The following is a 26,865-nucleotide window of genomic DNA, read 5'->3' on the forward strand; positions in this document are numbered from 1 at the left end:
TTAAAAAAGTTTGCCTAAGATGTATGCAAAGCCGGCGGTCGCCGCGGCTAGAATTACAAACACCGCGGGGGGATTGTCCGCGAGAGGGAGCCAGGAGAGGTTCATGCCATAGAACCCCGTGATTATGAGCGCCGGCAGAGCCACTGTGCCCAGCCACGTCAGCCTTTTCACAGAGACGTCCAGCGACATCTGCACCACTGTGCTGTACAGCAACCTGACGTCACGGGCAAATCTGCGGAGGAGGAGGGCTCTGCGGGCTAGAGACCGGGCGTATGCGTACTGCCTATACCCAACTAGCCCCCTCCTCTTAAGCTCCACGGCCAGTTGCCGAAGCTGAGACGCGGCGAAGTACAACATGTGCGAGTTGTAGAGCGCTGTGTACACCTCGCCGGGGGACACTCTCTCCTCTGTCTCCAGCCTAAACTCGAGGGTGTCCAACGACGACTCCACGGCGGAGATGGCCTCGGCGAGGCGCTGTAGCGCGCCGTAGAGGGCCTCTTGAACTGTTGAGTAGGGGCCGCTTACCACTCTGCCGTCTCTCTCGGCGACGAGCTCGACCACCTCCTCCTTGACCTCGCCCCCCTCAAGGGCCACGAGGGGGATTTGTAGGTGTATGAGACCGCCCTCGTCAAATATATACACCATGTAGTTTAGAGACGTGGGCCTTAAAGAGGTTGAGGCCAGAGACGCCGCGGCGCTGGCCCTCCTCCTCGCGGTAATGCTGGCTCTCCCAAGCCCCCTCGGCTACTTAGCCGTATTTGCCGCCGTAGTGCCATATTACAAGAAAATTACGTGGGCCACCTTCTCTCCAAGCCCTCTAGCCGCGGCCCTCCTGCTGTACACAACTACGTTTCTCGTCGACTATGCCACAGTGGGCATACCGACGCAGCGCCCCCCCTGGCTCACCGCCGTGGTCTTTGCGCCACTCGCCGAGGAGCTCGTCTTCAGAGCGCTCGCCTTCGCCCTACTGCCGACGCCCCTCTCCTGGGTCTTCTCAGTGGTCATCTTCGGCGTACTCCACCTGGACAACCCGCTGTTAGCCGCCCTATACGGAGCTGCCCTCTCCCTCGCGTACAGAGGCGGGGGGTACTTCGCCTCCTCCGCCCTACACGCCTTTAACAACGCCCTCTGGCTCTACCTAGCGCAATGCCTCCACGGATGCGCCTAGACGCCGCTGGCCCCGGGCGCCCGCCGGCCTTTTGCCGCCTCCATAAGCATGTTTATTAGCCTCAACACCCCCTCTCTATGTTTCTCGAAGGACTCCCTTCTCATAAAGCCGTGGTAGAAATTTGCGTGGAGGCCCTCGGCCAGTCTAAACAGCGTGGAAAACTCTGGGTTCCCACTCTCCTCTACTAGCGCCTCTACGATGTCCCAAAAGTCTCTATGAGTGTAATGCGGCATCCCCTCCTCTCCGCAATTGCGCTGAGAAGCGCAGTCACTGCCCCCCAGTACTTCTCCCCAGCCTGCACGAGGTCGCCCTTCGCGTAAAGCTCCTCGGCGTCAAGGAGGTACTTCTCCGCCAACTTGAGGTACGCTTCCACCCTGGCCTCTGGGCCGAGCTAGTTCACCACAGCGTCTACCACTAGCTGTTCCACCGACTTGCCGCACCTAGCCGCCACGGTTTTAATCAACTCTGCAACCTCGGGCGGTAGCTCGATTGTCACAGCCTTCTCCACGTAATAGTCAACACACGCACTTAAATTTAATACAGAGAAAGTAACTGCGTATCACGACACAGAGCCGCAGGCCGCCTCTACGTACCGGCGGTAGCGCTGTCTCAGCTCCTCAGCGGCGTAGAAGCCCTTGACGTGGCTCCAGGGTAGCGGCTCCTCTCTGGGCCTAAAGACGTAGCTCAGAGCCCCCGCCTTCAACAGCCGCCTCCAGTACGCCATGGGCTTGTCAGACGACGCAGATTCAACTATGTGCCGCGACACGTCGCGGCCCCCCAGCGCAATGGCCGCCTGTATTGCCGCCAGGCGGGGGTCGTAGCTGGAGAACTCGCCGCGGTGCACCTCTCTAATGGACTCGATCTTCTCCTCAAGGGCCTGGGGCTCCTCCATTGGGTGATACTGGAGGGGGGTCTGCGGCTTTGGAATAAACGGGTTTACGCTTAAGTACAGCTTGGCGTACCTAGCCGCCTCTTTTACGAGGGCTTTCACCGCCTCCAGATCCTTCTCCCGCTCGCAGGGAAGCCCCACCATTAGGTACATTTTCAGCTTCATCCCCAGCTCCCCCGCCCTCTTTGCCACTTTTAACACGTCGGCGTCTGACACCTCTTTCCCCAGCGCCTTTCTGAGGCGTTCGCTGGTCTCGGGGGCTATGGTCAACGTCTTCTGGCCCAGCTTTGCCACAAGCTCCAGCGCCTCGTCGTCGAGAAGCTCGGCGCGGAGCGACGGCAGAGAAAGGGGGACCCACCTCCTCGCCGCCTCGGAGAGGAGCTCCTTGAAGCCTGGGTGGGCGTTGGCTGTGAGGGCAACGAGGGAGGGCCTCACCCCGTACCTCTTGTACAAAAGCTCGGCCTCTTCCAGCGCCTTCTCCCACCCCCTCGGCCTATAGGGCTTGGCGATGTAGCTCTCCATGCAGAATAGGCAGGAGAAGGGGCAACCCCTGGCCAACTCCACCGAGAGGCTAAACGCGGCCTCGGGCTCCGGCAGCCTTCTGTAGTCTGCCTCCTCCACGTCTTTGGCGTAGGCCACGGCGACTTCGTACGGCCCGTCGGCTGGGTAGTACATGCCGGCGCCCTCCACTCTGTCCCCTGTGGCCAAGTACTGGACGACCTTATCCCACACGGCCTCTAGCTCCCCGAGCACGATTAAGTCGGCTAGGTCGGCCAGGGGCTCTGGGTTAGCCGTGACGGGGGGCCCGCCTACGACGACCTTCGGCCTCTCCCTCGCCCTGGCCCAGGGCTCTACGCCGGCCTCGATCAGCAACTTTGTCAAATTTATGTAGTCGAGCTCGTAGTGGACGGTGGCAACCACGTAGTCGAAGTGGGAGAGCGGGGTCCCCTCCTCCACGCCCCTTGGCCCCCTGTCCGCCGTGAACCTCTCCACGTAGAACCCCTCGTCTTGGAGCTTGAAGTAGAGCACGTGGTACACCGCGCTGGACATGGCAACGGAGTATGTGGAGGGGTACGCCAGGGCCACCTTGACCCCGCTCTTCCTGTAGCGGACCCGTCTCACACATATTTAAACCGTTGACCCTTTTTAAGCGCATGGACGTGATAAGGACCCTCCGCAGGGGGGAGTACATCGCCTACCTAATTGTGCTAGGCCTCACCGCTGTTCTACTCGGCTTGTCAGTATACCTGGCCGGGTACAGGCTTTACGAGCTTGCAACAACGGCGGCCTCAAGTCCGGCGGCGCTGTCTCAGGCGATATACAACGCGCTCTCCGACGTCTTCCTAGTGGTTATATTCGTCGAGTTAATTGACACCTTTGTCACATACTTGGAAAAGAAGCGGCTAATAGTCTACAGAATAATCGACGTGGCCTTGGTGGCCTTGGCGAGAGAGCTCTTCATATACTTAGCGCCTGTAAACGCGGAGTTCAAAATTGACAAAGGCGTTGCCCTAATATTGGCCACGGCCGTCATCGGCTTCGTGGACTACCTCCAGAGGAGGGGGATCACGCTTGGGAGAAGGAGGCGGTAGGGCCGGCCCTCAGCTCTACGGGTCTGGCTGTAAAATTTATTAACATGCCCAGTTGTGTCGCCGGTGTCTGAGGCACAGTTTAATATACTGTCTCTAAGGGAGAACAAGCTGTTGGGGAGAAAGGAGGTGCTAGTGGAGATACTGCATCGAAAGTCTTCTACGCCCACGAGGCAAAGCGTGAGAGAGTGGCTTGCAAAACAGCTGGGGGTTGAGGTGGACAAGATTTTTGTGAGAAAGATCAAGACGGAGTACGGGATAGGGAAGTCCAAGGCGGAGGTCCACGTATATACAGACGGGGCGCTGGCCCGGGTGATAGAGCCGCTCTATATCTTGGCCAGGAACTTGGGAGAGGAGGGCAAGAAGCTTCTTGAGGAGGCAAGAAAGAGGAGGAACGAGCGTAGGGAGAAGCGCAGGAGGAAGAAGAAGGGCGGCGGGAAGTAGCCATGTCTAAGAAGGCGCCTGCCAAAGAGGGTAAGAAGCTGCCCCGCGCGGCGACTTGGTACGAGATTGACATGGAGAAGGGGGTGTTTAGGTTTAAGAACAAGCTCTGCCCCAAGTGTGGCTCTGTCATGGCCTTCCACCGCGAGCCCGTGCCGCGTTGGCACTGCGGTAAGTGTGGTTTTACTCAGTTCCAGAGGTGATAATTGGGGTAGAGTCCACTGCGCACACCTTTAGCCTCGGCCTTGTATCTGGGGGCAGAGTTTTGGGACAGGTGGGGAAGACGTATGTGCCTCCGGCGGGTAGGGGGATACACCCCAGGGAGGCCGCCGAGCACCACGCCAAGGCCGCTCCACAGCTCTTCCGCAAGCTCATAGAGGAATTCAACGTCTCGCTGGGGGATGTAGAGGCCGTTGCATATTCCGCGGGGCCTGGCCTGGGGCCGGCCTTGAGAGTGGGGGCGGTGTTTGCCAGGGCTTTGGCCATAAAGCTGGGGGTTCCCCTAGTCCCCGTACACCACGGAGTTGCGCACGTGGAAATTGCCAGATACGCCACTGGGTCCTGCGACCCGCTTGTCCTCCTCATATCTGGGGGGCACACCGTCGTGGCGGGCTTCTCCGACGGGCGGTATAGAGTGTTCGGCGAGACTCTAGACGTGGCCATTGGCAACGCCATTGATATGTTTGCGAGAGAGGTGGGGCTCGGCTTCCCCGGCGTCCCCGCGGTTGAGAAATGCGCCGAGGCGGCTGAGGAGCTGGTGGCGTTTCCCATGCCCATAGTTGGGCAAGACCTCTCCTACGCCGGCCTCACCACATACGCCCTACAGTTGGTCAAGAGGGGGATCCCCCTGCCGGTGGTCTGCAGGTCGCTTGTGGAGACGGCGTACTACATGTTGGCGGAGGTCACAGAGCGGGCCCTCGCCTTTACCAAGAAGAGGGAGCTCGTGGTGGCGGGCGGCGTGGCTAGGAGCAGGAGGCTGCGGGAGATCTTGTACGAGGTTGGGAGAGAGCATGGGGCCGAGGTGAAGTTTGTCCCAGACGAATACGCCGGCGACAACGGGGCCATGATCGCCCTCACCGGCTATTACGCATATAGGAGGGGCATCGCCGTGGAGCCAGGGGAGAGCTTTGTCCGCCAGAGGTGGCGCCTCGACACAGTGGACGTTCCCTGGTTCTACGATCTGTGCAATAGATAAATAGGCAGAGAAACCAGAGGCTATGAAGATGGTTGCCCTAAGCCTAGTGGCCGCCGGAGCGGCATTGGTGACCTTCGCCGTCGTCAACGCCTTGTTGCTCTACTTCGCAGGGGCGCCCAAGGTGTCTCTGAATATTACGGCTCCCCTGCTGGGGCAGACGATCACTGCGAGGATAAGCGGCGTCCCAGACCCATACGCCGTTGGCACCGCCGTGGCGCGGGGCGTAATTCTGCTCACCATAGGCCTCATAGGGGCAAAGCTACTGGAGGTGGGGCTGGGGGAGCTTAGGCGGCAGAGGGAAGAGGAGACTCGGCGGCAGTACTATGAACAGTATTACCAGTATCAACAATACTGACCTAGTGTTTAAGTACTTCAAGGCCCTGGAGGAGAGGGGCCTCGGCGAGTGGGTAGATAGGGCGTTTCCCACGGCGGCTGTTTTTAGGCTTATTGAGGAGGCGGCCGGCGCCACCGCCGAAGAGGTGGTGGAAAGGCTTGTGGAGGTCATAGCTCCAAATATCCACCCCGAGGTGGCCGGGGAGGTGGTGGGGCATAGAGGCGAGGGGGCAGTTTTGGTCGTGGCAAGGGCTGTGGCTCTGTGGTATCTTCAAGTGGCTGAGGAGCTTGGAGTGGTAAGGGTGAGGAGGCGGTAGGTCTCTAAGATGGCCCTACTGAGCCTTATCTGCTCCTCGAAGTATCCCTCTACCCTCTTCCTGTGGCGTTTTAAGAAGTCCCAGTAGAGTGGGTGCGGGGGCTTGGGCTCTCGGCCCCAGAGGGGGGTGCCCGGGAGCGGCATGAAGTAGTGTAGGCGGATGTGCGCCCCCATTGAGACCAGCCTCTCCATGGCTTTCACTGTGGCAACCACGTCCTCTTCCTCCTCGCCGGGGAGACCGGCTATTACGTCCACCACAGGCTTAAAGCCCATCTTCACCGCGGTGGCCGTCGCCTCCTCAACTACCGCTACGTCGTGGTCTCTCTTTGTCGACGCCAGGAGCCGCTCTGAGCCCGACTGGAGGCCGAAGGACAGCCGCCTATTTGCAACAAACGGCTTTATGGCCCCCAAGACGTCTCTGGTCACAGTCTCCGGCCTCGTCTCCGAGGGAAAGGTGCCTAAGTAGGGCCTGCCCCCCGCCTCTCTCACAGCGCGTAGCAGGCCGACTAACGCATCTACGTTTGGAGTTTTCCCGTCCGTGGATCCGTAGAGAAATCCTACAGGCGCTATGAACCGAATTTCTTCACGTCCCGCGGCCACATAATGTTTCACCATTTGCGCCACGTTTTCCACTGGGCGGTAGCGGACTGAGCCGTGGAACCACGTTTGACAAAAGGTGCACCTGTAGGCGCAGGACCTCATTATCTCTATGGGCGGGTACGCCCCGAGGGACGTGCTATAGGTCTTGTGGATTAGCTCCGCGTAAATTCGGCGGCCTGCCCTAACTCTCCCGTCGACGAGCATGAGGGTGTTGGGAGGCACCTCCTCCAAGCCCTCCGCCTCTCTTTCCACTATTGCGGGGAGGGCCACCTCTCCGTCGCCTATTACTACGTATTTTACGCCGAGTTTGAGGAGGGTGATTGGATCCCCCGCGGCGTGGGGGCCGCCAGCCACCACTGGGTATTTAGACGCCACTTCGCGCACCTCTTGCCAAATTTCGACGAATAGGGGCGTGGATAGGCTGTAGAGGACTAACACGCGCTCGCCGCGGCGCTGTAACTCATGGGCGTCTCTGAGGGGGTCCGTGGTGGGGACTACCTTGTACTTGTCCTCTATGGGGGCCACTGCATATGCCATGCCGTTGTTCGGGCCGGGGAACACCCTGGCGAGGAGTAACACATTTTATCCCCGTCGGGTTTTTAAAAGCATGAAGTTGGCATATGTCAAGGGGCCTCTTGTGGCAGTATTCGCCGGGTCTTGGCTTTGTGAAAAATCCCCCGTGGACGGGGTGCCCATCCTCCTTGGAGAACCCATTGGGGAATGCGCGGGGGATGTGGCCAGGCTTATATCCATTGCCACAACTGTCAGAGCCGTCAAACGGCTGGGTGCCAGGGTGTACGTGAGCGAGGCCCTTGGCGCAGATGGCGTTGACGCGGCTTTTGCGGGTGGGGCAGACGGAGTGGTGGAGGAGCTTGGGGCCTCTAAAGACGCGGCCGGGGGGACGCAGGCCGTGGTCGTGGAGGCCGGCGACGTCGCCGAGCTTTTGAACAAGGCGAGGCGGCTGGGCGAGGAGGTCCGCAGGGGGTTCGAGGTCTTGGTTGCCGCACCATTTGACAAGGCTGTGGAGCTCGCTCCATTTGTTGACGGCGTGGTGTTGACTGGGGGGTGGGTGGAGGTTGGGCTGGAGGAGGTTGGACATGTGCCAGAGGTGGGGCGCTGTACGGCGTGTGGCGTGGACTACCTCATGTATGGGGAGACGATAAGGCGGTGCGTCTACTGTGGGAGGAGGCTTGTGAAAGTCATCACCTCAACGCGGCCGCCTAGGTCTAGACCGGTTTTTCGCGCCGTCGCGAAGAAATATTTAAAGTTGGCAATTCACAGATTTAAAGTCGTCTAGACGGCGGTATATTACATTATTTATCATTATAGATTTCTCCTTCTATAATTGCAGTATATAGTGCTATATATGAGTCAAACTTATATAACTGGCGTATACTCAGTTCAATGCCGTTTATCAAGTGGATAACCGAGGTGGGAAAAAACGACGCCCTTTTGGTGGGCGGCAAGGGGGCTAACCTCGGCGAGGTGGCTAAGCTGGCGACAGTGCCCCCTGGCTTCATCGTCACGTCTGAGGCCTTTAGGTATTTTCAGCAGTCGGTAGGACTCGCCGAGAGGATAAGGGAGGTTCTCAACGCCTACATCAGGTCCGGTGAGCCTGAGGAGTATGAGAAGGCTAGCGCCGAAATTAGGAGGATGGTTGAGGAGGCCCCCCTCCCGCCTGAGCTAGAGAGGGCAATTGTAGAGGCGTATATGAGGCTCGGCGAGGAGGTGGGAATTAAAGACGTGGCGGTGGCCGTGAGGAGCTCAGCCACTGCTGAGGACATACCCGAGGCCTCTTTTGCGGGGCAACAGGACACCTACCTCAACGTGAGGGGGGCGGAGAAGGTGGTGTACTATGTGAAAAAGGTGTGGAGCTCTCTCTACACTGCCAGGGCCCTCTACTACCGCGACAAAATGGGTATACCTCACGAGAAGAGCCTAATGGCAGTGGTGGTACAGAAACTGGTCAACGCACGCTCCGCGGGGGTCATTTTCACCCTTGATCCAACGAACGGCGACACGTCCAAGGTAGTGATTGAGGCCAGCTGGGGCCTCGGAGAGAGTGTGGCGAGGGGGCTCGTTACTCCCGACGAGTACGTGGTAGATAAGGCCACGTTTAAGATCGTAGAAAAGAGGATATCCCCCAAGAAGGTGGCTGTGGTGAGAGATGAGGCTGGGCTGACCAAGGAGGTGGAGCTCCCGCCTGAGAAGGCAAATGCCCCTGCCCTCAGCGACGAGGAGGCGGTGGAGTTGGCCAAAATGGCTGTGAAGTTGGAGCAACACTACGGTCACGCCCTCGACATAGAATTCGCCGTAGACGCCGACTTGCCGTTCCCGAGGAATTTGTTCATTCTCCAGGCGAGGCCCGAGACTGTATGGTCTAGGAAGGCCGAGCGGCCTAAGGCCTCCGTGGTGCCGGCAGGGACCGTCGTAGTGAAGGGCATACCCGCCAGCCCTGGCGTGGCTGTGGGAACTGCCAAGGTTTGTCTCACCTTGGAAGACGCCAAGAAGAAGCTGAAGAAGGGGGACATCCTCGTGACTAAGATGACGGACCCAGACTGGGTTCCCTACATGAAGCTTGCCGCCGCTATTGTGACCGACGAGGGTGGGAGGACGTCGCACGCCGCGATTGTCAGCAGAGAGTTGGGCATACCCGCCGTGGTTGGAACTGGCAACGCGACGTCCGTGCTTAAGGATGGAGAGGTCTACACCGTGGATGGGAGCAGGGGCGTAGTTTTGGCAGGCGCGGTGGCGGCTAAGGCTGAGGAGGCGAAGGCGCCTGCGGCGGCTGTGGCGCCTCCCAGGGAGATAATACTGCACATATACCGCGCCGTGCCCACGGGGACTAAGGTGTATATGAACCTCGGCGAGCCTGAGAAGATTGACGAGTATAAGGACTTGCCGTTTGACGGCATTGGCCTCATGCGCATAGAGTTTGTGATCTCGAGCTGGGTGGGCCAGCACCCGCTCTACCTTCTCTCAATTGGGCAAGAGCAGAAGTTCGTGGACAAGATGGCTGAGGGCATAGCCAAGGTGGCCTCGGCCATATACCCGCGCCCCGTGGTGGTGAGGTTCAGCGACTTTAAGTCGAACGAGTACAGGGGCCTCGAGGGGGGCGAGAAGTTTGAGCCTGAGGAGAGGAACCCCATGTTGGGCTGGAGGGGTGTCTCTCGCTACGTGTCGCCGCAGTATGAGAAGGCGTTTAGGCTGGAGCTCAGGGCTATAAAGAAGGTGAGGGATGAGATGGGGCTTAACAACGTGTGGGTCATGGCGCCGTTTGTGAGAACTGTGTGGGAGGCGGAGCGGTTTAGCCGCCTCTTGGAGGAGGAGGGCCTCTACAGAGATAGAGACTTCAAGGTGTGGGCCATGGCCGAGGTGCCCTCAATCGCCTTTATGGTGGAAGAGTTTGCCGAGTACTTCGACGGATTCTCGGTGGGATCCAACGACTTGACTCAGCTAGTGCTAGGCGTGGATAGGGATAACGACTTCTTGGTGAGGATTAACCCGAGGTACTTCGACGAGAGGGAGGCCCCCGTGCTTAAGGCCATATACGAGCTCATTAGGAGGGCCCACAGGGTGGGGAGGACTGTGTCCATCTGCGGGCAAGGCCCCTCGGTGTATCCGCAACTGGTGGAGTTCCTAGTGAGGGCTGGCATTGACAGTATCTCGGTGAACCCAGACGCGGTGCTTCAGACGAGAGTGCTTGTGGCCTCTGTGGAACTTAAAGTGCTCAGGGAGCGCCTAGACGCCATCTACAGTGCCTTGTACAAGAGGGACAGCGACGAGGAATTTGCAGAAATAGTGAAGAAGGTCTTCGGCGGCGTCAAATACTAGGTCCGCTTGTCTCTCAAACCGGCCAGCGCCGGTTAAGGCTTAAATTTGTTCTCGCTTTTTCCTACATGGACTTGGGCTTTATATTGATAGGCATAGCAGTTGGGGTAGTTGTCTTTCTTCTCCTCGACTACTTTGTGAAGAGGATTTTTTCAAGGGTGTTGGACAGTGAACAGCTTCTGCTTCTGAGGTTGTTGGCTGCGTTGTTCTCTCTTTCGCTTATCTTTGCAATTGTGTCTCCTGTTGCCCAGATACACCACTTGTTCTACCTCTTGTTAGTAATATTGGTGTTTTCTTTAGGGTCGTTTATACTGGGCACTAGGCGAATATTGGAGCAGTACCTCACGGGCCTCTTCGTGGCTAGGCTCCTCGACTTGCACGTGGGGGATTACATAGAGCTGGGCGACTTGCGTGGCTATATCACGGCGCTCGAAGATGCGTACCTCGTGGTGCGGGACCCCCGGAGAGAGTACGTCTATATCCCCTATACCGTTCTACTGCAGAACCCCTTTAGGCGTATCAAGTCGCCGGAGGGTCACGAGGTGAGGATAAGGCTGTTTGTGCCCTCGGGGCAGGATGTGAAAAGGATAAGGTCTTTAATTGAGGAGGTGGCCAGGGAGTTCGGCGTCGAGAGGCTGAGCGTTGATGTGGAGAAGATTGGGGCTAGGGGCGTGACTCTGGTGGTGCGTGGGGTGTTGAGAGATCCGCGGCAGGAGGATGAGCTTAAGTACGCCGTGTTAGACAAGGTCTATGCCTCTATGATGGGCGGCGCTACTCTGTGAGGCGCTGTAAGTCGCCTTGTGGGCCAATTGCAACCAAGTAGTCTCCCTCTTGTATCTCCTCCTCTGGCGAAGTGACGAAGTCGTCTCCCCTTACTATTGACACCTTGGCGCCTGTCTCTTCTTCCACTTCTCCTATTTTTCGGCCAAGGAGTTTCGAGTCGGCGGTGACAACCATTTCAAGCATGGCGACCTCGCCCCGTATTGGGACAATTCTCGCAAATCTTAGATTTAGTATTCTGAGCATTCTTGACAAGACGCAGTGGTATACAACCACCGCCTCTATTCCCAACTCCTCCGCCTGCTTAGCCGCTTGGCTACTTCTAGTTGTGATAACTACAATTGGTACTCCTTGTGACTTGGCGAATCGGGCAAAGTATAGGTTTAACATGTCGTTTGGAGATGGGAAAACTGCAACTTCTATTTTTGAAAAATCTATATCTTTTACAACTTTTTCATAGTTCTCAGATAGTGTATGTATATATACTGGAAATTTTTCAAAAATCTTTGTACGTTCACGAGGGACTAAAACTCTTACCACATATCCGTTTTCGGCTAAGACTCGGACTAGCTGGAGGGCCAAGTCGTCGTTGCTGTCTAGCACAAGCGCCTCTCTCGCCACGCCACAGGTATATTTACAGACTTAATAAGTTATAGCCCATTGTAATATGTATTAAGTCATTTAATATACTTTAGTTTATAATGTATTTATTTGTTATGTTTTTTATATTATTAATAGAGAGGACTAAAGATTTATATATGTTAGTGGAACTTGTCTTAATGCGGCGGGGCTCTATCGTGGTGAGGGGGTATAAGCATCTTGACCCCTACGGCGCCATTCAGCCCCCCATATATCTCGCCGCGCTTTTTCGAATGGAGGGGGAGGCACAGCGCTCTGACCGGGGGCTTGATTTAAAGTACAGCAGGGAGGATAACCCAACTCTCAGGCCCTTTGAAGAAGTAGTGGCAAAGCTTGAGAGCGGCGTAGACGCCTTGGCCTTTAACAGCGGGATGGCCGCCATCTCCGCCGTGTTCATGGCCCGCCTGGCCGGCGGAGATGTGGTATATGTGCCAATGGAGGCGTATGGGGCAACTCTAAGGCTTTTAGACTCCCTAGGCAAATTTGGGGTTAAGGTGGTGAGGGGCTTTCCTGACACTGAGCCGTTTATTGAGGGGATAAAGGCCGCCAGGCCTAGGCTAGTGTTTTTTGAGACTATTTCAAATCCAACTCTCAGGGTATTAGACTTGCCAGAAGTGGTCAAGGCCGCCAAAGACTTGGGCGCCGAGGTAGTGGTGGACAACACTTTTGCAACCCCTCTACTCATCACTCCGCTTGAACACGGCGCCGACTTAGTTGTCCACTCTGTCACAAAGTATTTGGCTGGCCATAACGACGTAGTTGGCGGCGTAGTTGTGGCCAAGTCCAGGGAGCAGGTGGAGGAGCTTTGGCTTTGGAGGGCCATGCTGGGCGGCATTATGCAGCCGTGGGAGGCCTACCTCGCCTTTAGGGGCGTGAAGACTCTAGTAGTCAGATTTGAGCGACAGTGCCGCTCCGCCATGGCAATTGCAGAGTACTTGGCAGACCATAGCAAGGTGTCTGAGGTGCTTTACCCAGGCCTGCCCACGAGCCCCTACTACCACGTGGCTAGGAGGCTCTTCGGCGACAAGTTCGGCGCAGTGGTGTCCTTCCGCGTGAAGGGGGGGAGAGACGCCGTGTTGAAGTTCTTTAAGTCGCTCAGGCTCATAACTCCAGGCCCCAGCCTGGGGGGCGTGGAGAGCATAGCCACATATCCAATAGCAAGCGCCGCCTCGCCGATACCTGACGAGGACAAGAGGAGGCTGGGCATCACAGAGGACTTGGTGAGGCTCTCCGTGGGTCTGGAGGACCCAGAGGACTTGATAGAGGACTTAGACCAGGCGCTTAGATCCACGTGAACATCTGCGTCAAGTGCAGGGGGAGGAAGCTCCTCTGCGGCTTGCCGAAGTGTCCAATTGAGCCGAGGGCAAGGGCTTTCCACCTGGCGCTGAGGCGCATTTCTGGGCGCGAGGTCTTTGGCTCTACGCCGCCCTCTGTCATCGTTGGCGAGTTTGGGTGGCCCAGCGTGCGCGTCTACCTTGGGGAGCCTCCCGAGGTCTTTGGAGAAGAGGCAAGGCGCTACGACGACCCCCGCCTCTTGTGGGGGCTCTCGCTTGAGGAGATCTCTGCACTACGGAGCTACATGGCCTTTGGGGTTAAGACTGCGAGGACGCCTTGGGAGTTGGGCGAGCTGGCGTTTGTCTATGTCTCTTCGAGGCCTGTGGACGTGGAGATGAGGCTGGAGAAGCCGCCTGTGCCGTCGCTTAAGTTTGACCTTAGGGAGAAGCCGCTGGGCCCCAGAGCCCCGCTGGAGAGCGCGAGGGTTGTGGAAAATCCGTCGCCGCCGCGCCCGCTCGAGTCGTTGATAAACGACGACGTGTCTGCCCACGAGGCGGTGGTCGAGCTCTACTCACGCGGCGTTGACTTGTACATAATTCAGAGGGCCTTTTCCCTCGGCCTACTGGGGGCTAGGCACAGGAGACGCCTAGTCCCATCTCGCTGGGGGATAACTGCGGTGGACGTGGCTGTGGGCAACTGGCTCGCCGAAGCCGTGAGACACTTCGGCGAGGTGCCGAGCCCTCTGTACGGCTACGGCGAATATTTGGACAATAGGTACCTCGTGGTAGTTGTGCCGGGCCCCCTCCGCTTTGTATACCTCGAGAGGTGGCAACAAGGCGACAGAGCGGCGGAGGTGTTAGTGAAAGAGGACCCGAGGGGCGTGAGGTCTACAATGGACGGCGGCTTTGAGGCGGCGAGAGTGGCGGTTTTGGAGAAGCTATACGCCATGAGGAGGAGGGGGTCCGTGGGCATTGTGAGGTGGATCGGCGAGGGGTACTACGTCTCTGTGGGAAACTGGCAGATTAGGGAGACTGTGCGGAGAATTCAGCTGAGGCCGCTAGACGAAGAGTATAAGGCATACGTGGAGAGGGTCGGCGCAGACCCTCTGAAGCTACTCGGCACATCCAAGCCGCTTACAGACTTCATTTAATGTACAGCAGGCCCTCTGCCGTAGTGCCTATTGTGAGCAAGCCCTCAGTCTTTTCCACTGTCATTATTCTCCGCTTCTCCACGGCTACGCCGCACGAAAAGTAGAGGCGGTCGTCGAGGTCCCACACCTTGACTTTTCCGTATGCGATAACTTCGCTTCCGGGGTTTTCCAGCGCTATTTTGACTGCGGTACAAACAGACGGCGTCGAAAAATTATCAAACACGGTGAACAGTACAGCGAGGGTAGCCACGGCTAAGAGGAGTGTGGCAATTAAGCCCAGATATACATCAATCATGGCTTTAGTCTACAGCTCATGCCTAACACACTGAAGGCGATGCCGGGGGGCGCCGCTATTGTGCCGCTTGTGGCACATGTCACAAGGCTAGTAACTCTGTACACGGCGGTAGGATCTCCCCGCTCGGCGTAGGCGTAGGCCTCGGGCCAGTAGAGGAAAATGGCTGAGAGGTCCGTCTTGTAGAACTTCACGGGTTTTATCCACGACAGAGTGGCAACCGCTAGGGCAAATACGACTAGAATGAAGATCGTGTCGGCTCTCATATCAACACTTTACTAAGACGAGTTTGACAACCATGGGGATAGTGGCTAATAAGAGCTGTTGTACATATACCTCCGTGGTAAAGCGAGTGCCTTCGCGGCATATAGCGGCGAAGTGCCGCACTTCTACAACCTCTTTTACTTCAACTGTGGGAAGTACGTAAGAGCAGTAAGTGACGTGGACTGTGGCGTTGTTATGCGTGTAGGTCTTATTCAACAGCGCTGTGGGATATTCACATTGGCCTACGGCGAGTATATATACTGGGAGATGCGGCGATTCGGAGATGTTTCTCCTCAGAACCCACTTGCCGTCTTCAAAGATGTAATATGCCTTAAACGTCTGGAGGGTGAGCGGCCGCGGCGACGACGCGACCTTTTCTGCCGCAATAGACTCTGCCACTGTCCTAGTGTAGGGGTCTGCGTACTGCATCGCCAGCAACACCGCGGCGACCACGGCCGCGGTGGCGGCGGTAGACGCCGCAACTAGTATGAGGTACCTCAGCGTGAGCACGGCCACGCCTCTACCGTTGAGGTCTCCGTCTGTGGAAGATCAGCCCATGTCTTTGAGAGCAACGCCGCGCGGGGCCTGGGGATTTGCGCTTCGCCGTTGGGGTAGACGAAGGCCCTCCAGTCGACTATTGGCAAAACTAGCACGGGGTCCCACGGCGCAATCTTTGAGGCATTTACGACGGCACATGAGCCGGCGACCGCCGCTTTTTGTACCCATGTGCCATCTCTGAAGAGGTAGAAGGCGAAGCCCACGACGCCAGTGCCCCCGCTTACTTTGACTAAGCCGCGTTCTGGATCCGCCGCCTCAAAAATGGGCAACACTTGGACCTCTTTGACTCTTGCCTTTATCCAGATCTCCACTTCTCCCCAGAAGTCCCCCGCTACTGACAGCTGGGCCGCCCCTTGCGCAACGTCGGCGTATGAGCGGCCGGACACCGTCGTCGTGACGCATCTAAAGGCGAATCTCCTACCGCCTTCGCCAGCTCCAGGTAGCCCGTGGAAGTAGGGCGAGCCGCCCAGGTACAGCAACGCGGTGGTGTTTAGCGGGACTTCTGCGTTTGCAGTATACACCGGGGGCGCGCGGCTGGTCGAGCGCAGTTCCAACGATACGTCGTTGGTTACAATGAATGCGAAGTGGTACCGCTTCCCCGTTTCGGCCTCTTCTATTGTTACTAGCACGGGCCCTGTGTAGTTGCCTGGCGTTGTGTATATAGAGTTCACGTTGATTTGAGCGCTTTCGCACGGCGCCAGCGGCTTATACGGAAGCCACCAGCCAGGCCCCACATATACCCCGTCGAGGGGGACCCACGTCTTTGACACGGTGGCAAGTGGGGCGTTGCATATGGGCTCGTGAGCTATTCCGGAGGCGGTTCTCTGGAGGATTTGCCCCCTCTCGACGTATATACGTACCGTAACTGTACGCGGCTCGCCTATGTATGTTATCAGCAGGGAATACCCAGCGCCAGGCAGTGCCACATCTGCCACGGGGCTTGGAGTGGGGCCCCACAGCGTTGGCTTTATGTCGACGCATATCGGCGAGGTGCACGCCGTAGTTGGCACTAGTGACACAAGCCACGGCGAAGTCTCATTTGACAACATGCCTGCGAGGCCGAGGGGTAGTGCGTCTGTCCACCCGGCAGGGAGCTCCCAGTTGGACACGCCCTCGAAGAGGTAGTTGTAGAATTGGCCGTAGTAGGGGCTTGAGGTGTAGTAGAACAGCTTTGCGTTGTCTCTCGTGGTGTTCCTGTACTCTCCGAGGGAGGTGGCCAAGCTCACGAGGGAGACCCGTGCACCACGTATGACCAATTCGCTTGGCACGTCGAAGTCGCCCGTGGCTGGGTTAAATGCCCACGTCCTAAGCCGGTATACGTGGTCGTAGAAGAGCGCGTAATCTCCATAGAGCATGGACAAGAGGTCTGTGCCGCGCCCATTTAGGAAGGAGTAGGGAATTAACCAGTCTACAAGCTCCAGCCACCTCATGGGCCACCCCCTGCCTGGCGGCCCCACTCTGGCGTAGCTTACCCACACCCCATTGACCTTGGTGAAGACGGGCTGTCTATAGACGCATGTGAAGATCTGCTGGGGCCACTGGGCACAGGGATCTGGGGGCGAATACCACGCCGTCTTAATTGCACGCGTGTTTTCGTCTACTGCGATTTGAAGCTCGGCCCATTTAACTCCATGTCCAGTACTCAGCGGTGGCGTAGAGTATGCAAGTTTCTTGTTCTTGCTCACCTCCTCGTAGTCTATCAGCGCCCCGTCTGTGCCAGCCGCCCTCAAAAATGTTCCAAGCGCAGAGTTGATCCAAACGCGGCGCGCGGCCATGTCTAACTCCCAGAGGACGGCAACTCTGAAGCCTACGGCCGAGCCAAGGGGCAACTCTATAGAGATGCCGCGCGTAAGCGCGGGCCGCAACGCTGATGGGGCAAAGGCTATGTACGGTCTTAGGTTAAAGCTTGTTTTAAATGCCGCAGAGTACATAGTACTGTTCCAAACCCAGTGGGTTCCCACCCAGGTGGAATTGCCAACGCTGTTTATTAAAAAACAGAAGGGCGGACTGCAGTCGGTTGGCTTACCAAAAACGGCGCGGGAAATATACAGCGGAATTTCGCGCGGCGGCGCCAGTTCGACAGAGCCCCACAGCTCCGGCTCAGCTGTCACCGAGATTGAGATGTCGTACAAAAAGCTCCCAGACGATGGAAATGGAGCATTGCGGTATGTCCACGGGTTCGGTATTTTTGCCTCAACGCCGCCCCATTTAACTACGTCGCCAGCTTTAAAGCCGTTGATCTCCTCGGCGTGCCACGAGCTAGGGGCGCTTACGCTATAGGTGTTCTGCTCGTCAAAAGATATAAAACATAGGGAGCCGCCGCAAATCCAAAGGTCCTTTACAACATAGTCGCAGTACCAAGGCACGCGATATTGAATAGGAAGAGAGACCTTGATAGACCTGTAATCAAAGAACTGCACCTGGCTCCTCGAAGTCTCAAACTTTATTGTGTCGCTCACTCTATTCGGCGTCTTAACCACTTTACAAAAATATAGGGTTAAGCCGCTCCAATCCACCCTGTAACGCTCTAAAACCCAATCTTGGCCTGGCGCAAAGTAGTAGAGGTTTAACACGTAGACAAGGTCTCTATCCCACCTCCCCTCCCAAGCAGTTGAGAAGACTCTAACAGTTGGCCAAGCGCGGTTACGCAAGTCTAGAAATTCCACATCCCACACACTAGTAGTTGTAGCTCCGTACGGATATTCAACACTTACGAGGTCCCCGTATGCAGGGGCAATGGTGTTAAATTTAAAACTGATGTGTACAGTGTCCGTCGTCTTGTATGTAAAATTGCCCACATATGTTATAGTTATAGCCGCATAGAGTGGCGACGCTAGAGTGCCCAACGTGATTACCAGGGTGAGGAAAAGCCACAGCATGTCCTACTACGGAGGAGGGGAGGATTAAGTTTAGCAAGAAAAAAGCCTTTGAATTACCTCGGGACAGGCCAGCGGGAGGCGGAGCGGATAGTCCACTATGTATATCAGCGGAGTGGATTGGGGGGCCACTATGTAGAGCTTTGTGACATTCCCATAGTACACCATAGCCCATTGCGCCTTCGCTGCTGGGTATGCAGATAATCGTCCCAAGAGGGGGGCGCCGTAGTTGATGGAAAGGAGGTACTGGGTCAAATTCTCGACAGGGACGGCGACGACGTCTAGCCATGGTAGAAAGTCAAGGGAGTGTATCAGCTCTACTTCGTAGAGAGCCGCAGGCTCGCCCCACGGGGTTGTAACATTGCGGCACGACGCTAGGTTGACGTAGAGCTGGTACCGCACATTTCTGCCCTCGCTGGACAGCTTGTAGCCCACTGGCACAGCCACAGCCAGAGGCTTACCTAGGCCAGGGGGGCACACAACCACGTCTTTGACTAAGACGGCGTTTGGAGCGGCGTTTTGAAAGGCGCTGTAGTTTGCATAGGCGTTGAAGGCGTCGAGCATATTCAACGCTGTTTTGGCCGCGTAGAGCTGGTCTGCCAGATTTACTGTGGCTAAAGTCGGCGTATGTAGCGCGGCGTATGTGGCCACGAATAAGACCACGGCAAGAGCCACTAGGCCAAAGGCGGTGGACCACATATCACCAGAGCCTCTTCCCCATCTTCGGCTCGCTGGGGCTGCAACTGACAAATGCCACGCCGCCGATGACCCACACGTAAAGCGGAGTACAAGCCAGGGTCTCGTTTACGCGGAAGGGCGCGCCGCTTGTGTGGTAGGCCCAGGCGAACTTTTCTACTTCCCTCTCTCCTAGCAAAAGAGCGGCGTAGTAGTCGCGTTGCACCACGGTGTAAGGGCCCACGAGCTTGTAGGCACAGTCTCCGCAGTGGATCGGCGGCGAAAAGCCCTCGCGCGCGGGGTAGAGCGACGCGATCGTAGCCGCAACTAGGGCCATTAGGCCTGCAAATATTACGAGATCTCTAACGGCGATCATGGGCAACTGTATTGAACGACAAGCCAGCGGCCTCTTGAGGCTATACCCACAGGCGAGCAGCCAGCGACAGTGGCGTTGGAAAACGGCGGGGGACACCACAGGCCCGTGTAGGGATCGTCGCCTATGCGCACGCTTTTCACCCCGGGCGCAAGCCGGCATCTATAGCCGCCGGGGTATATTTCGAATACTGCGACGAGCACACCTCCTATGCCTAAAGCCCTCCTAAGCTCTTCCACGTCTCCCTCGTATTCCACAGCCACTAGTCCAAAGCCAGACACAGGAAGGCTGGAGGAAATAAGCGGCGAGCTCGTAGGCGTTGCATACACATACACCCTCCTAGTCGGCGCATCGCCTGCCGGCGCAAGCGGCGACTCCGCTATTTTTACCTCAATAAATTGGGATGCCACAGCCACTGCGTAAAGGAACAGTGAGACCAGGGCCGCTATAAACGCCGTTGCGGCCACTACGTCCTCCATAGCCCCACGCCTTCGACCTTTCCTACCCTCATTCTGACGACCTGCGGCGGTAGAGTATATAGGCAACGATTCCGCCGGCCACAACCGCTGCTATTAAAAGGGGTATGGGGAGCTGTGCGCTCTCTTCAGTCCTAACCTCGGCTGACAGTTGGGCGAGCTCTGCGTGGAGAGCAGCATTTGTCCTATTGAGCTCGGCCAAAAGAGCCCTTGCCTTCTCCAGCTCTTTTTGCGCCTCTTCAAGCCTCTTTTTCAACTCCTCTGCCTCTTGGCGCGCGGAGGCAAGTTGAGAGGTGAGTGCGGCTATCTGCGACTCCCTCAGCCGCAGAGCCTCCTCTAGCTCTCTCCTTTGGCGTTGTAGCTCCGCCACTTTCTCCCTAAGCTGTGCCACAAGGGCAACCGCGTTAGACGAGTTTCTCGTTAGCTCATCTACCACTTTCTGCAACTGCCGCAACTCGGCTTGGAGCTGTTGATAGCTCTGGATGAGGGAGATGTTAGTCTGGGGTACTCTCAAAACCGTCTTGCTCTCTATGTCTAAATACCACCCGGCGGGCACATGACCTGAAAAAACTCCCACTGGCGTATACGTGGTTAAGTTGGCGTCTGCAAATTCTATGCTGGAGGCATAAGCAGAAAACCTAAGTGGTAGCCACTTAAGCCACAGCCATGTCGTACCATTTGGCGAACAGTAGAGGTCCCCACTCCAAACCTCCGCAAAGTCGTTTGACGAGTTGGTCGCCTCCTGTACGTCGATTGCTATATATCTACAAGCTTCAGAGAGGTAGTAGAGGACTGCCCTCTCCTCTTGAGGAGAGCCTAAGAACGATAGGCCAATTTGCCTAAGATATACCACTTTGCCGCCCACTTGAGCTGTGAAATGTGTTGAATTTACTGGGTAGGCGTTTATCAGCAAGGCGTGTGGCGGATACCAACTAACCAAGCCTGCCATTGTGAATACGCCCAGTAGCAGGAATAGGAGGTATTTCATGAAAAAGGGCCCGTGTTTAAGGGGAAAAAGTTTAGGAAATTCCTATTGTGACAACTCCCTTGGCTATTTGCACAGCTTTACCGCTAGTGTCTACAGCGTATATCACATAGGTATATTGTTGACCAGCGGTAAGCGACGCTTGAAATCTACACGTCGCCGATTGGCCGGCCACTAGGTTTAACTGATTTGGCTGCGCGTTGGTAGTAGTCGACGTTATGCAGCTCCCCGTGGTGAGTAGTTGTAGCGCGCCGCCGGAGGGGCCGTACCTGAGGTATATCCCCGTTAGTTTTCCATTTAGCACCTCTATTGTTACATCGAAGCCTCCCCTGTCTGCAGTTACTATGGCGTTAGCCCTTAGAGACTCTGCGGCAGATTTGCCAATGCCTTGGAATGTTAGTACTCCTATTACTCCCACTATTATGAACGCGGCCGCTATTAGTAGCGACTCCACTGTGGTTAACCCTCTTAGTTTTGGCATAGGGACGCGTTGTTCTATTGCGGAAAAAGTTTAGAGAATTTGTAGGAGGAGTTGCTCCACTAAGAGGCCAGCTGTGCCGCCGATGAGCGCCGCCTGATGTAGCCCCATTGGGATTAGAAAAACTGCGACATATGACGCCGTGACGAGGGACAGTCCTTTGGATAGTACTTCTCGAACTTCGTCGTAGGGCGGGGGAGTGAAGAAGGGGTTCACTGCGGAGGAGTCCTGAAGCGCGTGGACGGACGTAGCCACGGAGAATGCCAGCACCAGCACCGCGGCGGTGAACAGTAGGAAAAAGGCAGCGGCTTGTTTAGCCATCTTCCTCACCGCGCTGGCTTCTATGTCCACGATGGATTGTATATACTCGACAGCCTTTATTGCAAAGACGCCGCCAGCCTCGGTGATGGCCCGATACATGCTCTTTGCCAGCACGAAGTAGCGCGAGGGGATATAGTAGCCGTAGGCCACCTTGGCCGCGGTTTTAAACTTAGACGTGAGACGCGCCAAGATTACGTCCGGCGGAGCGCCCTCCTTCAGCATCGCAGCCGTTGCCCTCAGCATCGGCGGAACCTCTCTACGTATTTGAAACCACCACAGCCTATCCCCGGCCTTAAGCCAAGCAAGGGCAACGACGCCAAATGTCGCAAGGGCTAGCGGAGGAGAGGCCAAAAGGCCTAGGGGCACCGCCGCCAAAATGCCGAGGGGGATAGACCAGCTGTAGACGCGTAGGGGGTTTAGGTCTTGTGGAGATGTCAAAACCACTGCGGCTCCCGCGGCCAGCGCCGTGGCCGCAATTGTGGCAAGTATCAGCGCCGGGTCCACGGAGAATACGCCAATAGACCACAGGAAGAGGAAGAAGAGCGGGAGGAGGAAGAGGGCGCCGAGGGCGCTAGTGATTGACTCGAAAAGCCTAACCCGCGCCTCCACCTTAGCCACGGCCAAGGCCTTCACAGACTCTAGAAACGTGGAGACTACTACGCCTCTGTCGACGCCTGCCTCCTCTTGCGCCAGGGCAAAGCCGTATAGCCTGACAACCTCGCTCTTGTCCTCTAGGAACTGGGTAGAGGGGGTTGGCATTAGGGACGCCACGAAGAGGCGGCGCGCCTCCTCCTCGTTAAGCTCCACGGCGTTAAGCGAGGTGTATTTCAAAGCCTCATTTCCAGACGACACGCTGAGGTATGTGGCAAATATGGGTGCCACAACCATGTAGAAATCCTCTCTGTCCATGGAAAACGCGGCGAGGGGGAGGAAAAAACTTAGACTAAGTTTGAAAGCACCTCGCGTATGTGGGCCAGCTTACCCGCCTTCTCCACCGCCTTGGGCAACTCCCTCACCGCCTCCTCCACAGAGGCTCCTGAGGACACGCGGCGGAGAATGTAGTCAACGACCATCTCTAGGTACTTCCTCAAGTCAACCGCCTTGGCGGCTATTCGCCAGTCCTCCTCCTCTAGCCATATACCGCTTTTAGCGAGCTTAGCCACGGCCTTGTAAAACCGCCTTTCGTCAACGCCGAGCTCTCCAGCGAGCTCACAAATCCAACGCGCCGTGCTCGCAGTAAAGCCGCTCTTAACCGCCTTCTTCTCAACGCGGCACATTGGCCAACAGCAACAGGGCAAGTTTTACATAGGGGTCGTCTCTCTCCGAGAGGGTCTTTAAGACGGCCTCCCTTGGCACAGCCTCTAGTATCCTCTTGGCAACATCCTGAGGCATCTCTGAGAGAGCTCTCACGAGGCACTCCACCCAGCTCTGCCCTCTCTCCTCCACCCTCCCCCCGTCTCCTCCGCCGTCTAGTAGCTTCTCCAGACTAGCCCTCTTCAGCATGTTCGTCCCTTTGAGCTGAGGAGATAAGGTTTAGGTGTATCCAAACCTCCTAGCCTCCTCGGCCACAGCGGCTTTAAAGTCCAGCCTCTTTCCCCAGAGCATTTCCACGATAGTCCTCCTAGCCTCAAGCGGGTCTTCGAACTCCGCCGCCTTTAAGACGGCCTCTACTCTCAGGGCGAGCTCTTGCTTCAACTCCACGTCGTACATCTCCCGGACATATGCGGCAAGGCGCGGCGTCAGTTGCGAAACGTCCACAACCTTCACCTCTCTGCCCTCGGCCGCCAAGGCCTTCGCCTCTTTTACATACCTGGCCCCTGCCACGGCCGATAACTGAATGACGAGAATTGAGTCGAGGGCCTCCGGCGGGGCCTCGGCCTCCACGATCCTAGTCACTGCGTCTCTCACAGTCTCTGCGTGCATGGTGGTCAAGGCGCCGTGGCCAGTGAGCTTGTAGCTCGCCAAGGTCCTCAGCTCGGCTGGCGTCCTCGCCTCGGCCAACGCCACCACCGTGTGAACAGTGCCGTATCTAAGCGCCTGGTCTAGCGCGGCCCACAGCTTCTCCTCATTGGGGACGGAGAGGTGTAGGAGTTGGCCCTCCAGCGGAGCCCAGATCTCCCTCGCGCCGCGCTCCACTGCCACCACTTGCACCCACGGGGGAACGAGGTAGAGGAGCTGGTTCAACTGCGTCGTCTTGCCAGAGCCCATCCCGCCGCTGAAAATCACGCCGCCCCTAGTCTCAAGCACAAGGGAGGCCAAGGCGAGTAGCTCAAGGCCCTCAACGCCGTAGGTGACCCCGGCGCTGGACTCCTCGAACCTGGGCCTCGTCAAATATGGCTTTAACAACGCCTTGGAGGGCTTCGGTACGCTTGACATTTTTCTAATATTGACGTTGTACTCCAAGAGGTCAGCCGCAATCCTGGCCTTATACACTTGGTCCTCCCGGGTGAGCAACGGCTTGTCCATGGTAAGAGAGGGAACCAGCTGCTTAACTACGACGTACATCAGCGGCTCTGGAATTACAATGTTAGTGGGCAACCTCAGCTCATTTCTCACAGCCACTACGCGCCTGTAGCGGCCCAGCTCCAACATTTGAAACTTGATGTAGTCCAGCTGTTCGCGCAGAGTCTTAGGCACATATGTGAACTTAGCCGCAGGCGCCACTGACTGCGGAATTACGATCTCAGTTAGAAAGGGGTCGCGCATCATTGCCTCCAGCGCCCCATACCCGGCGTACTCTCTTGCACCGCTCCACCTGTCCAAGAGGTAATGAACGACCTCTCTGTAGTCCTTGTAAAGCGCCCAGATCGCCCTATCTCCCAGGCCCTCTGCTATTGACTTCATCACGCGGGGGTACTCCCTCTCGTCCGGCGGCACGGCGCCGCGGAACATCACGAGCAACAAGGCCGTCTGCAACTCGTCGGGTAACTCTGGATCTACCACAACATACATGAGGTCGTCGGTGATACATATGTCGGTCCTCACTCCTCTGTCCACGATAACGCCCTCCTTCTTTAGAACACATCGAGATGTCAAGCCCCTATCGGCATGCGCGTAGATCATACCGCCTTAAGCCTCATCAATATCGTGTCCACAGCCTTTCTATTCTCCCTGTCGCTTAACACGGCGTCAGCCACAGACTCGCCAGAGAACTCTTGAATCTTAACCCGCTTAATCACCACTGGGGCAATTTTCTTCGCCACCCTAACCTCCTCTTTCTCAACCATGTTTACCACCACCAAGCTCGAATAGGCCATGTACCTGCGGTACTGCTCCGCCTTTACGTCAGAAATACGGGATATAAGCCTTCTATCCGACATAAAGACTGTATAGACGCCGGAGCTCTGCAGTGCGGCTAACACCTCCGTCCGGAGGGCGGCTGTGGTATCTATCACCACCGTGTCCACCGGGAGGCGTAGCTTTTGTACAAGCTTAGGCATAACCCTTGCCCACTCCAACAGCGCCTGTTCAAAGTCCTCTACTACGTCTACGCCGAATTTCTGGTAGGCCTCAAAAGCCTCAAAGCCGGGGATTAGGTAGAGCATGGGGTTAATGCGGTGGACGTAGGGCATTGACCCGTTTATGTATGGGGCAAGCCACCCCGGCTTCCTAGGGGCTCTGAAGAGCTGCGACAAATCCGCCTTCTCCCAGTCCATGTCCACCAAGAGCGTGTACCCCTTTGCCACAGAGAGCACGGCGGCCAAGGTAGTCTTGCCCACGCCGCCGTCGAGCGAAGTTATGACTACTACTTTTACAGGCCTCATATGCGCTCCCTCAGCTTCCTATATACAACAGCCGCCGCGGCCTCCTTTATGCTCTCGCTGTCTGCCACAGGCCCCACCTCCCTCTTGATCTCCTCAATTACGTACGAGGCGGCCTTTCGATCAGATAGCTCTTCTAGGCCTAGGAGAGAGGGGCGGAGCTTCACTGCCCTTCCCTTGATGTTGAGCAAGGCGATGCGCGCCGCTATGCAGAGGTCTCTATTGGCCTTGTAAAATTCAGAGTTGACACAAGCCCTCTCCAACTCTTTCAACATGGCGAGGGTAGCCTCATCAAGCATAACACGCCCTAAGTCTCTCGGGGTCTTCAACCACGCGCCTCACCACTTCCTCAAACGAGGCGTCAAACTCCAGTCTCTCCCTCAACACCTTCACCAATTCCTCGAGCACAGGCCGAGACTGTGACAGACGCCGGGCGCCTCCGCCACGCGGCGCCGCCACTCGCCTAATTACCTCAAATGGGTCGTCACAGACAAGCGGATATTCGCCACACAGCCCCGCTAGACGCAGAAGCTCTGGGTTAAGCTGAAAGTAGGGAATTCTCTCCACCCTGGTGATAAACTCCACCAAGCTCTTTACCGCAGTACGAACGTCGCTCCACCTATACTTCTTGACAAATGTCGCCACTGGACAGCTGAGGGGCCCCGGCCTCACCCTGGAGTAAACTACATCAAGGCCCTCCACAGAGGCGACGATGTATATGACAATGGGCTTCTCCGGCCTCTTGCAGTACGGCTCCACGTCCTCCGGCCTCCACATGTAGGCCTCCTTAAGCATGTAGACGCCGCCGACCGGCGCCTCTCCCCACCGCAGAGCCCACCCCTCCCCAAGCGCCTTGGCCACCTCCTCCACCCTCGCGATCATGCCGACACGCCGAATTGTACAAACCCACGGGGGGCTTGAACAGTTGTACAACCCGACGAGTTGCACACAGCACGCCTCCCCATCATGAAGTCTATGTGCGGCATGCGCCCAGTGTCAAGCCAGTACAGCCACTCTGCCAAGTGGCCATTCCTCCTATCCCGCCACCTCGTCCACGCCACCCACGCGTAGCCCCTCTCCCAAGCCAACTCCCTCAACCAGCGAGGGAAAGCCTCTCTAAACACCTCCCAAGGCCGCGACTCTGGCACATCAGAAACCCACTTAAACAACGCGGAAGCCCTGTTCCGCCACACATACCTCCTATCCCCCGACGTAAGCGACGTCAAAAGATAACACGGAGACACTTGCACCCTCACGTCAAGCACAACGTCGTTTTTTACATACGGCCACGCCGCCCTGGCCCCAGGGTGGACATAGCCGCCCTCGGCAAAGAGGAGCCACTCATCCCTAAACCTCCCCCCGATTCGAAGCCCCCTCACTACCAAGTGGGCAACCCGAGGATTAGAGAAGATATAATCCACTAATTCGTCCACGCTATTGACGACGTGGCTAAGCCTCTCCAAAAGAACTTCTACGAAGTCTCTCCCAAGTAACTCGACCCAATCCCTGGGCTCCCGGTGTAGAAATATGCAGGGGTCAACTCTCGCCTTCACAAGATATAATAAGCTTAAAACCACATACGCATAAAAGCTAGCGCCTA

Annotated in this window: 33 protein-coding genes and 1 pseudogene; 12 read left to right on the forward strand and 22 right to left on the reverse strand. The window is 56.8% G+C overall.

The genetic code is table 11. The features are described 5' to 3' along the window. Entirely contained in the window at positions 1–645 is a 645-nt protein-coding gene (locus PCAL_RS01625) for a CorA family divalent cation transporter (protein ID WP_011848994.1), read from the reverse strand. Positions 646–658: 13 nt separating this feature from the next. On the opposite strand from PCAL_RS01625, the gene PCAL_RS01630 reads away from it, so the two are divergent. Then, positions 659–1,168 (forward strand): CPBP family intramembrane glutamic endopeptidase, encoded by a 510-nt coding sequence (locus tag PCAL_RS01630; protein WP_011848995.1) that lies wholly within the window; start codon positions 659–661, stop codon positions 1,166–1,168. Here the strand turns inward: PCAL_RS01630 and PCAL_RS01635 are convergent. Both PCAL_RS01635 and PCAL_RS01640 read right to left on the reverse strand, forming a co-directional pair. Next, a pseudogene (locus PCAL_RS01635) lies at positions 1,165–1,541 on the reverse strand (PaREP1 family protein). The gene PCAL_RS01630 and the pseudogene PCAL_RS01635 sit on opposite strands and share 4 nt — an antisense overlap. Positions 1,542–1,727: 186 nt before the next feature. Further along, positions 1,728–3,179 (reverse strand): B12-binding domain-containing radical SAM protein, encoded by a 1,452-nt coding sequence (locus tag PCAL_RS01640; RefSeq protein WP_011848996.1) that lies wholly within the window; start codon positions 3,177–3,179, stop codon positions 1,728–1,730. 32 nt (positions 3,180–3,211) lie between these two features. Between PCAL_RS01640 and PCAL_RS01645 the strand changes: the two genes are divergently transcribed. The 6 genes from PCAL_RS01645 to PCAL_RS01670 all read left to right on the forward strand — a co-directional run bounded on the left by PCAL_RS01645 (position 3,212) and on the right by PCAL_RS01670 (position 5,932). Further along, positions 3,212–3,649 carry a phosphate-starvation-inducible PsiE family protein gene (locus tag PCAL_RS01645; RefSeq protein WP_011848997.1) on the forward strand — a complete coding sequence of 146 codons (438 nt, stop codon included), beginning with the start codon at positions 3,212–3,214 and terminating at the stop codon, positions 3,647–3,649. A 63-nt stretch (positions 3,650–3,712) separates the two neighbouring features. Beyond that, the gene (locus PCAL_RS01650; protein ID WP_193322806.1) at positions 3,713–4,090 is read left to right on the forward strand and encodes a 30S ribosomal protein S24e; all 378 of its coding nucleotides are present in this window, start codon (positions 3,713–3,715) and stop codon (positions 4,088–4,090) included. 2 nt (positions 4,091–4,092) lie between these two features. Next, complete coding sequence (locus PCAL_RS01655) at positions 4,093–4,290, forward strand: 30S ribosomal protein S27ae (RefSeq protein ID WP_011848999.1); 198 nt, start codon at positions 4,093–4,095, stop codon at positions 4,288–4,290. Beyond that, complete coding sequence (kae1, locus tag PCAL_RS01660; protein ID WP_011849000.1) at positions 4,263–5,282, forward strand: KEOPS complex N(6)-L-threonylcarbamoyladenine synthase Kae1; 1,020 nt, start codon at positions 4,263–4,265, stop codon at positions 5,280–5,282. Before PCAL_RS01655 ends, kae1 begins: the two co-directional genes overlap by 28 nt. A 28-nt stretch (positions 5,283–5,310) precedes the next feature. Then, positions 5,311–5,637, forward strand: coding sequence for a hypothetical protein (locus tag PCAL_RS01665; protein ID WP_011849001.1), 327 nt, complete (start codon positions 5,311–5,313; stop codon positions 5,635–5,637). Between the two features lie 4 nt (positions 5,638–5,641). Beyond that, positions 5,642–5,932, forward strand: coding sequence for a hypothetical protein (locus PCAL_RS01670; RefSeq protein WP_011849002.1), 291 nt, complete (start codon positions 5,642–5,644; stop codon positions 5,930–5,932). Here the strand turns inward: PCAL_RS01670 and PCAL_RS01675 are convergent. Further along, on the reverse strand, positions 5,887–7,110 hold the full coding sequence (locus PCAL_RS01675; RefSeq protein WP_193322809.1) for a TIGR04013 family B12-binding domain/radical SAM domain-containing protein: 1,224 nt from the start codon (positions 7,108–7,110) through the stop codon (positions 5,887–5,889). The genes PCAL_RS01670 and PCAL_RS01675 overlap by 46 nt on opposite strands. Positions 7,111–7,138: 28 nt before the next feature. Between PCAL_RS01675 and PCAL_RS01680 the strand changes: the two genes are divergently transcribed. From PCAL_RS01680 to PCAL_RS01690, 3 genes are all read left to right on the forward strand, one after another. After that, positions 7,139–7,828 carry a hypothetical protein gene (locus PCAL_RS01680; protein WP_011849004.1) on the forward strand — a complete coding sequence of 230 codons (690 nt, stop codon included), beginning with the start codon at positions 7,139–7,141 and terminating at the stop codon, positions 7,826–7,828. A 107-nt stretch (positions 7,829–7,935) separates the two neighbouring features. Beyond that, positions 7,936–10,365, forward strand: coding sequence for a phosphoenolpyruvate synthase (ppsA, locus tag PCAL_RS01685; RefSeq protein WP_011849005.1), 2,430 nt, complete (start codon positions 7,936–7,938; stop codon positions 10,363–10,365). 65 nt (positions 10,366–10,430) lie between these two features. Then, entirely contained in the window at positions 10,431–11,144 is a 714-nt protein-coding gene (locus PCAL_RS01690; protein WP_011849006.1) for a mechanosensitive ion channel domain-containing protein, read from the forward strand. On the opposite strand, the gene PCAL_RS01695 is transcribed toward PCAL_RS01690, so the two are convergent. Beyond that, a complete protein-coding gene (locus PCAL_RS01695; protein WP_011849007.1) occupies positions 11,134–11,763 on the reverse strand; it encodes a TrkA C-terminal domain-containing protein in 630 nt (209 codons plus the stop codon). The two genes, PCAL_RS01690 and PCAL_RS01695, sit on opposite strands and share 11 nt — an antisense overlap. Positions 11,764–11,921: 158 nt before the next feature. Between PCAL_RS01695 and PCAL_RS01700 the strand changes: the two genes are divergently transcribed. Both PCAL_RS01700 and PCAL_RS01705 read left to right on the forward strand, forming a co-directional pair. Beyond that, a complete protein-coding gene (locus tag PCAL_RS01700) occupies positions 11,922–13,076 on the forward strand; it encodes a cystathionine gamma-synthase family protein (protein WP_193322810.1) in 1,155 nt (384 codons plus the stop codon). Next, complete coding sequence (locus PCAL_RS01705; RefSeq protein WP_011849009.1) at positions 13,073–14,206, forward strand: Nre family DNA repair protein; 1,134 nt, start codon at positions 13,073–13,075, stop codon at positions 14,204–14,206. Before PCAL_RS01700 ends, PCAL_RS01705 begins: the two co-directional genes overlap by 4 nt. Here the strand turns inward: PCAL_RS01705 and PCAL_RS01710 are convergent. From PCAL_RS01710 to PCAL_RS01790, 17 genes are all read right to left on the reverse strand, one after another. Further along, positions 14,199–14,501, reverse strand: a complete 303-nt coding sequence (locus PCAL_RS01710) for a hypothetical protein (protein ID WP_011849010.1) — start codon at positions 14,499–14,501, stop codon at positions 14,199–14,201. The genes PCAL_RS01705 and PCAL_RS01710 overlap by 8 nt on opposite strands. Then, positions 14,498–14,764, reverse strand: a complete 267-nt coding sequence (locus PCAL_RS01715) for a hypothetical protein (RefSeq protein WP_011849011.1) — start codon at positions 14,762–14,764, stop codon at positions 14,498–14,500. The genes PCAL_RS01710 and PCAL_RS01715 overlap by 4 nt, the downstream gene beginning before the upstream one ends. 1 nt (position 14,765) lies before the next feature. Further along, the gene (locus PCAL_RS01720) at positions 14,766–15,272 is read right to left on the reverse strand and encodes a hypothetical protein (protein WP_011849012.1); all 507 of its coding nucleotides are present in this window, start codon (positions 15,270–15,272) and stop codon (positions 14,766–14,768) included. Next, positions 15,260–17,986, reverse strand: a complete 2,727-nt coding sequence (locus tag PCAL_RS01725) for a hypothetical protein (protein WP_193322811.1) — start codon at positions 17,984–17,986, stop codon at positions 15,260–15,262. The genes PCAL_RS01720 and PCAL_RS01725 overlap by 13 nt, the downstream gene beginning before the upstream one ends. 243 nt (positions 17,987–18,229) lie before the next feature. Continuing rightward, a complete protein-coding gene (locus PCAL_RS01730) occupies positions 18,230–18,895 on the reverse strand; it encodes a hypothetical protein (RefSeq protein WP_011849014.1) in 666 nt (221 codons plus the stop codon). 1 nt (position 18,896) lies between these two features. Next, on the reverse strand, positions 18,897–19,247 hold the full coding sequence (locus PCAL_RS01735) for a hypothetical protein (RefSeq protein ID WP_011849015.1): 351 nt from the start codon (positions 19,245–19,247) through the stop codon (positions 18,897–18,899). After that, positions 19,244–19,723, reverse strand: coding sequence for a hypothetical protein (locus PCAL_RS01740; RefSeq protein WP_011849016.1), 480 nt, complete (start codon positions 19,721–19,723; stop codon positions 19,244–19,246). The genes PCAL_RS01735 and PCAL_RS01740 overlap by 4 nt, the downstream gene beginning before the upstream one ends. A 28-nt stretch (positions 19,724–19,751) precedes the next feature. Beyond that, positions 19,752–20,708, reverse strand: coding sequence for a hypothetical protein (locus PCAL_RS01745; protein ID WP_011849017.1), 957 nt, complete (start codon positions 20,706–20,708; stop codon positions 19,752–19,754). Positions 20,709–20,739: 31 nt separating this feature from the next. Next, positions 20,740–21,186: a hypothetical protein gene (locus PCAL_RS01750; protein WP_011849018.1), complete on the reverse strand. Its 447-nt coding sequence runs from the start codon at positions 21,184–21,186 to the stop codon at positions 20,740–20,742. A 30-nt stretch (positions 21,187–21,216) separates the two neighbouring features. Beyond that, entirely contained in the window at positions 21,217–22,413 is a 1,197-nt protein-coding gene (locus tag PCAL_RS01755; RefSeq protein WP_011849019.1) for a hypothetical protein, read from the reverse strand. Between the two features lie 29 nt (positions 22,414–22,442). After that, entirely contained in the window at positions 22,443–22,781 is a 339-nt protein-coding gene (locus PCAL_RS01760; RefSeq protein ID WP_011849020.1) for a hypothetical protein, read from the reverse strand. Further along, positions 22,768–23,007: a hypothetical protein gene (locus PCAL_RS01765; RefSeq protein ID WP_011849021.1), complete on the reverse strand. Its 240-nt coding sequence runs from the start codon at positions 23,005–23,007 to the stop codon at positions 22,768–22,770. The genes PCAL_RS01760 and PCAL_RS01765 overlap by 14 nt, the downstream gene beginning before the upstream one ends. A 30-nt stretch (positions 23,008–23,037) precedes the next feature. Further along, a complete protein-coding gene (locus PCAL_RS01770; RefSeq protein WP_011849022.1) occupies positions 23,038–24,567 on the reverse strand; it encodes a type II/IV secretion system ATPase subunit in 1,530 nt (509 codons plus the stop codon). Next, entirely contained in the window at positions 24,564–25,268 is a 705-nt protein-coding gene (locus PCAL_RS01775) for a nucleotide-binding protein (protein WP_011849023.1), read from the reverse strand. Before PCAL_RS01775 ends, PCAL_RS01770 begins: the two co-directional genes overlap by 4 nt. Next, a complete protein-coding gene (locus tag PCAL_RS01780; RefSeq protein WP_011849024.1) occupies positions 25,265–25,564 on the reverse strand; it encodes a hypothetical protein in 300 nt (99 codons plus the stop codon). Before PCAL_RS01780 ends, PCAL_RS01775 begins: the two co-directional genes overlap by 4 nt. Next, positions 25,557–26,147: a hypothetical protein gene (locus PCAL_RS01785; RefSeq protein WP_011849025.1), complete on the reverse strand. Its 591-nt coding sequence runs from the start codon at positions 26,145–26,147 to the stop codon at positions 25,557–25,559. Before PCAL_RS01785 ends, PCAL_RS01780 begins: the two co-directional genes overlap by 8 nt. Next, the gene (locus tag PCAL_RS01790) at positions 26,144–26,818 is read right to left on the reverse strand and encodes a hypothetical protein (protein WP_226951981.1); all 675 of its coding nucleotides are present in this window, start codon (positions 26,816–26,818) and stop codon (positions 26,144–26,146) included. Before PCAL_RS01790 ends, PCAL_RS01785 begins: the two co-directional genes overlap by 4 nt. Between the last annotated feature and the right edge of the window lie 47 nt (positions 26,819–26,865).

The sequence above is a fragment of the Pyrobaculum calidifontis JCM 11548 genome (genome assembly GCF_000015805.1).
Taxonomy (GTDB): Archaea; Thermoproteota; Thermoprotei; order Thermoproteales; family Thermoproteaceae; genus Pyrobaculum; species Pyrobaculum calidifontis.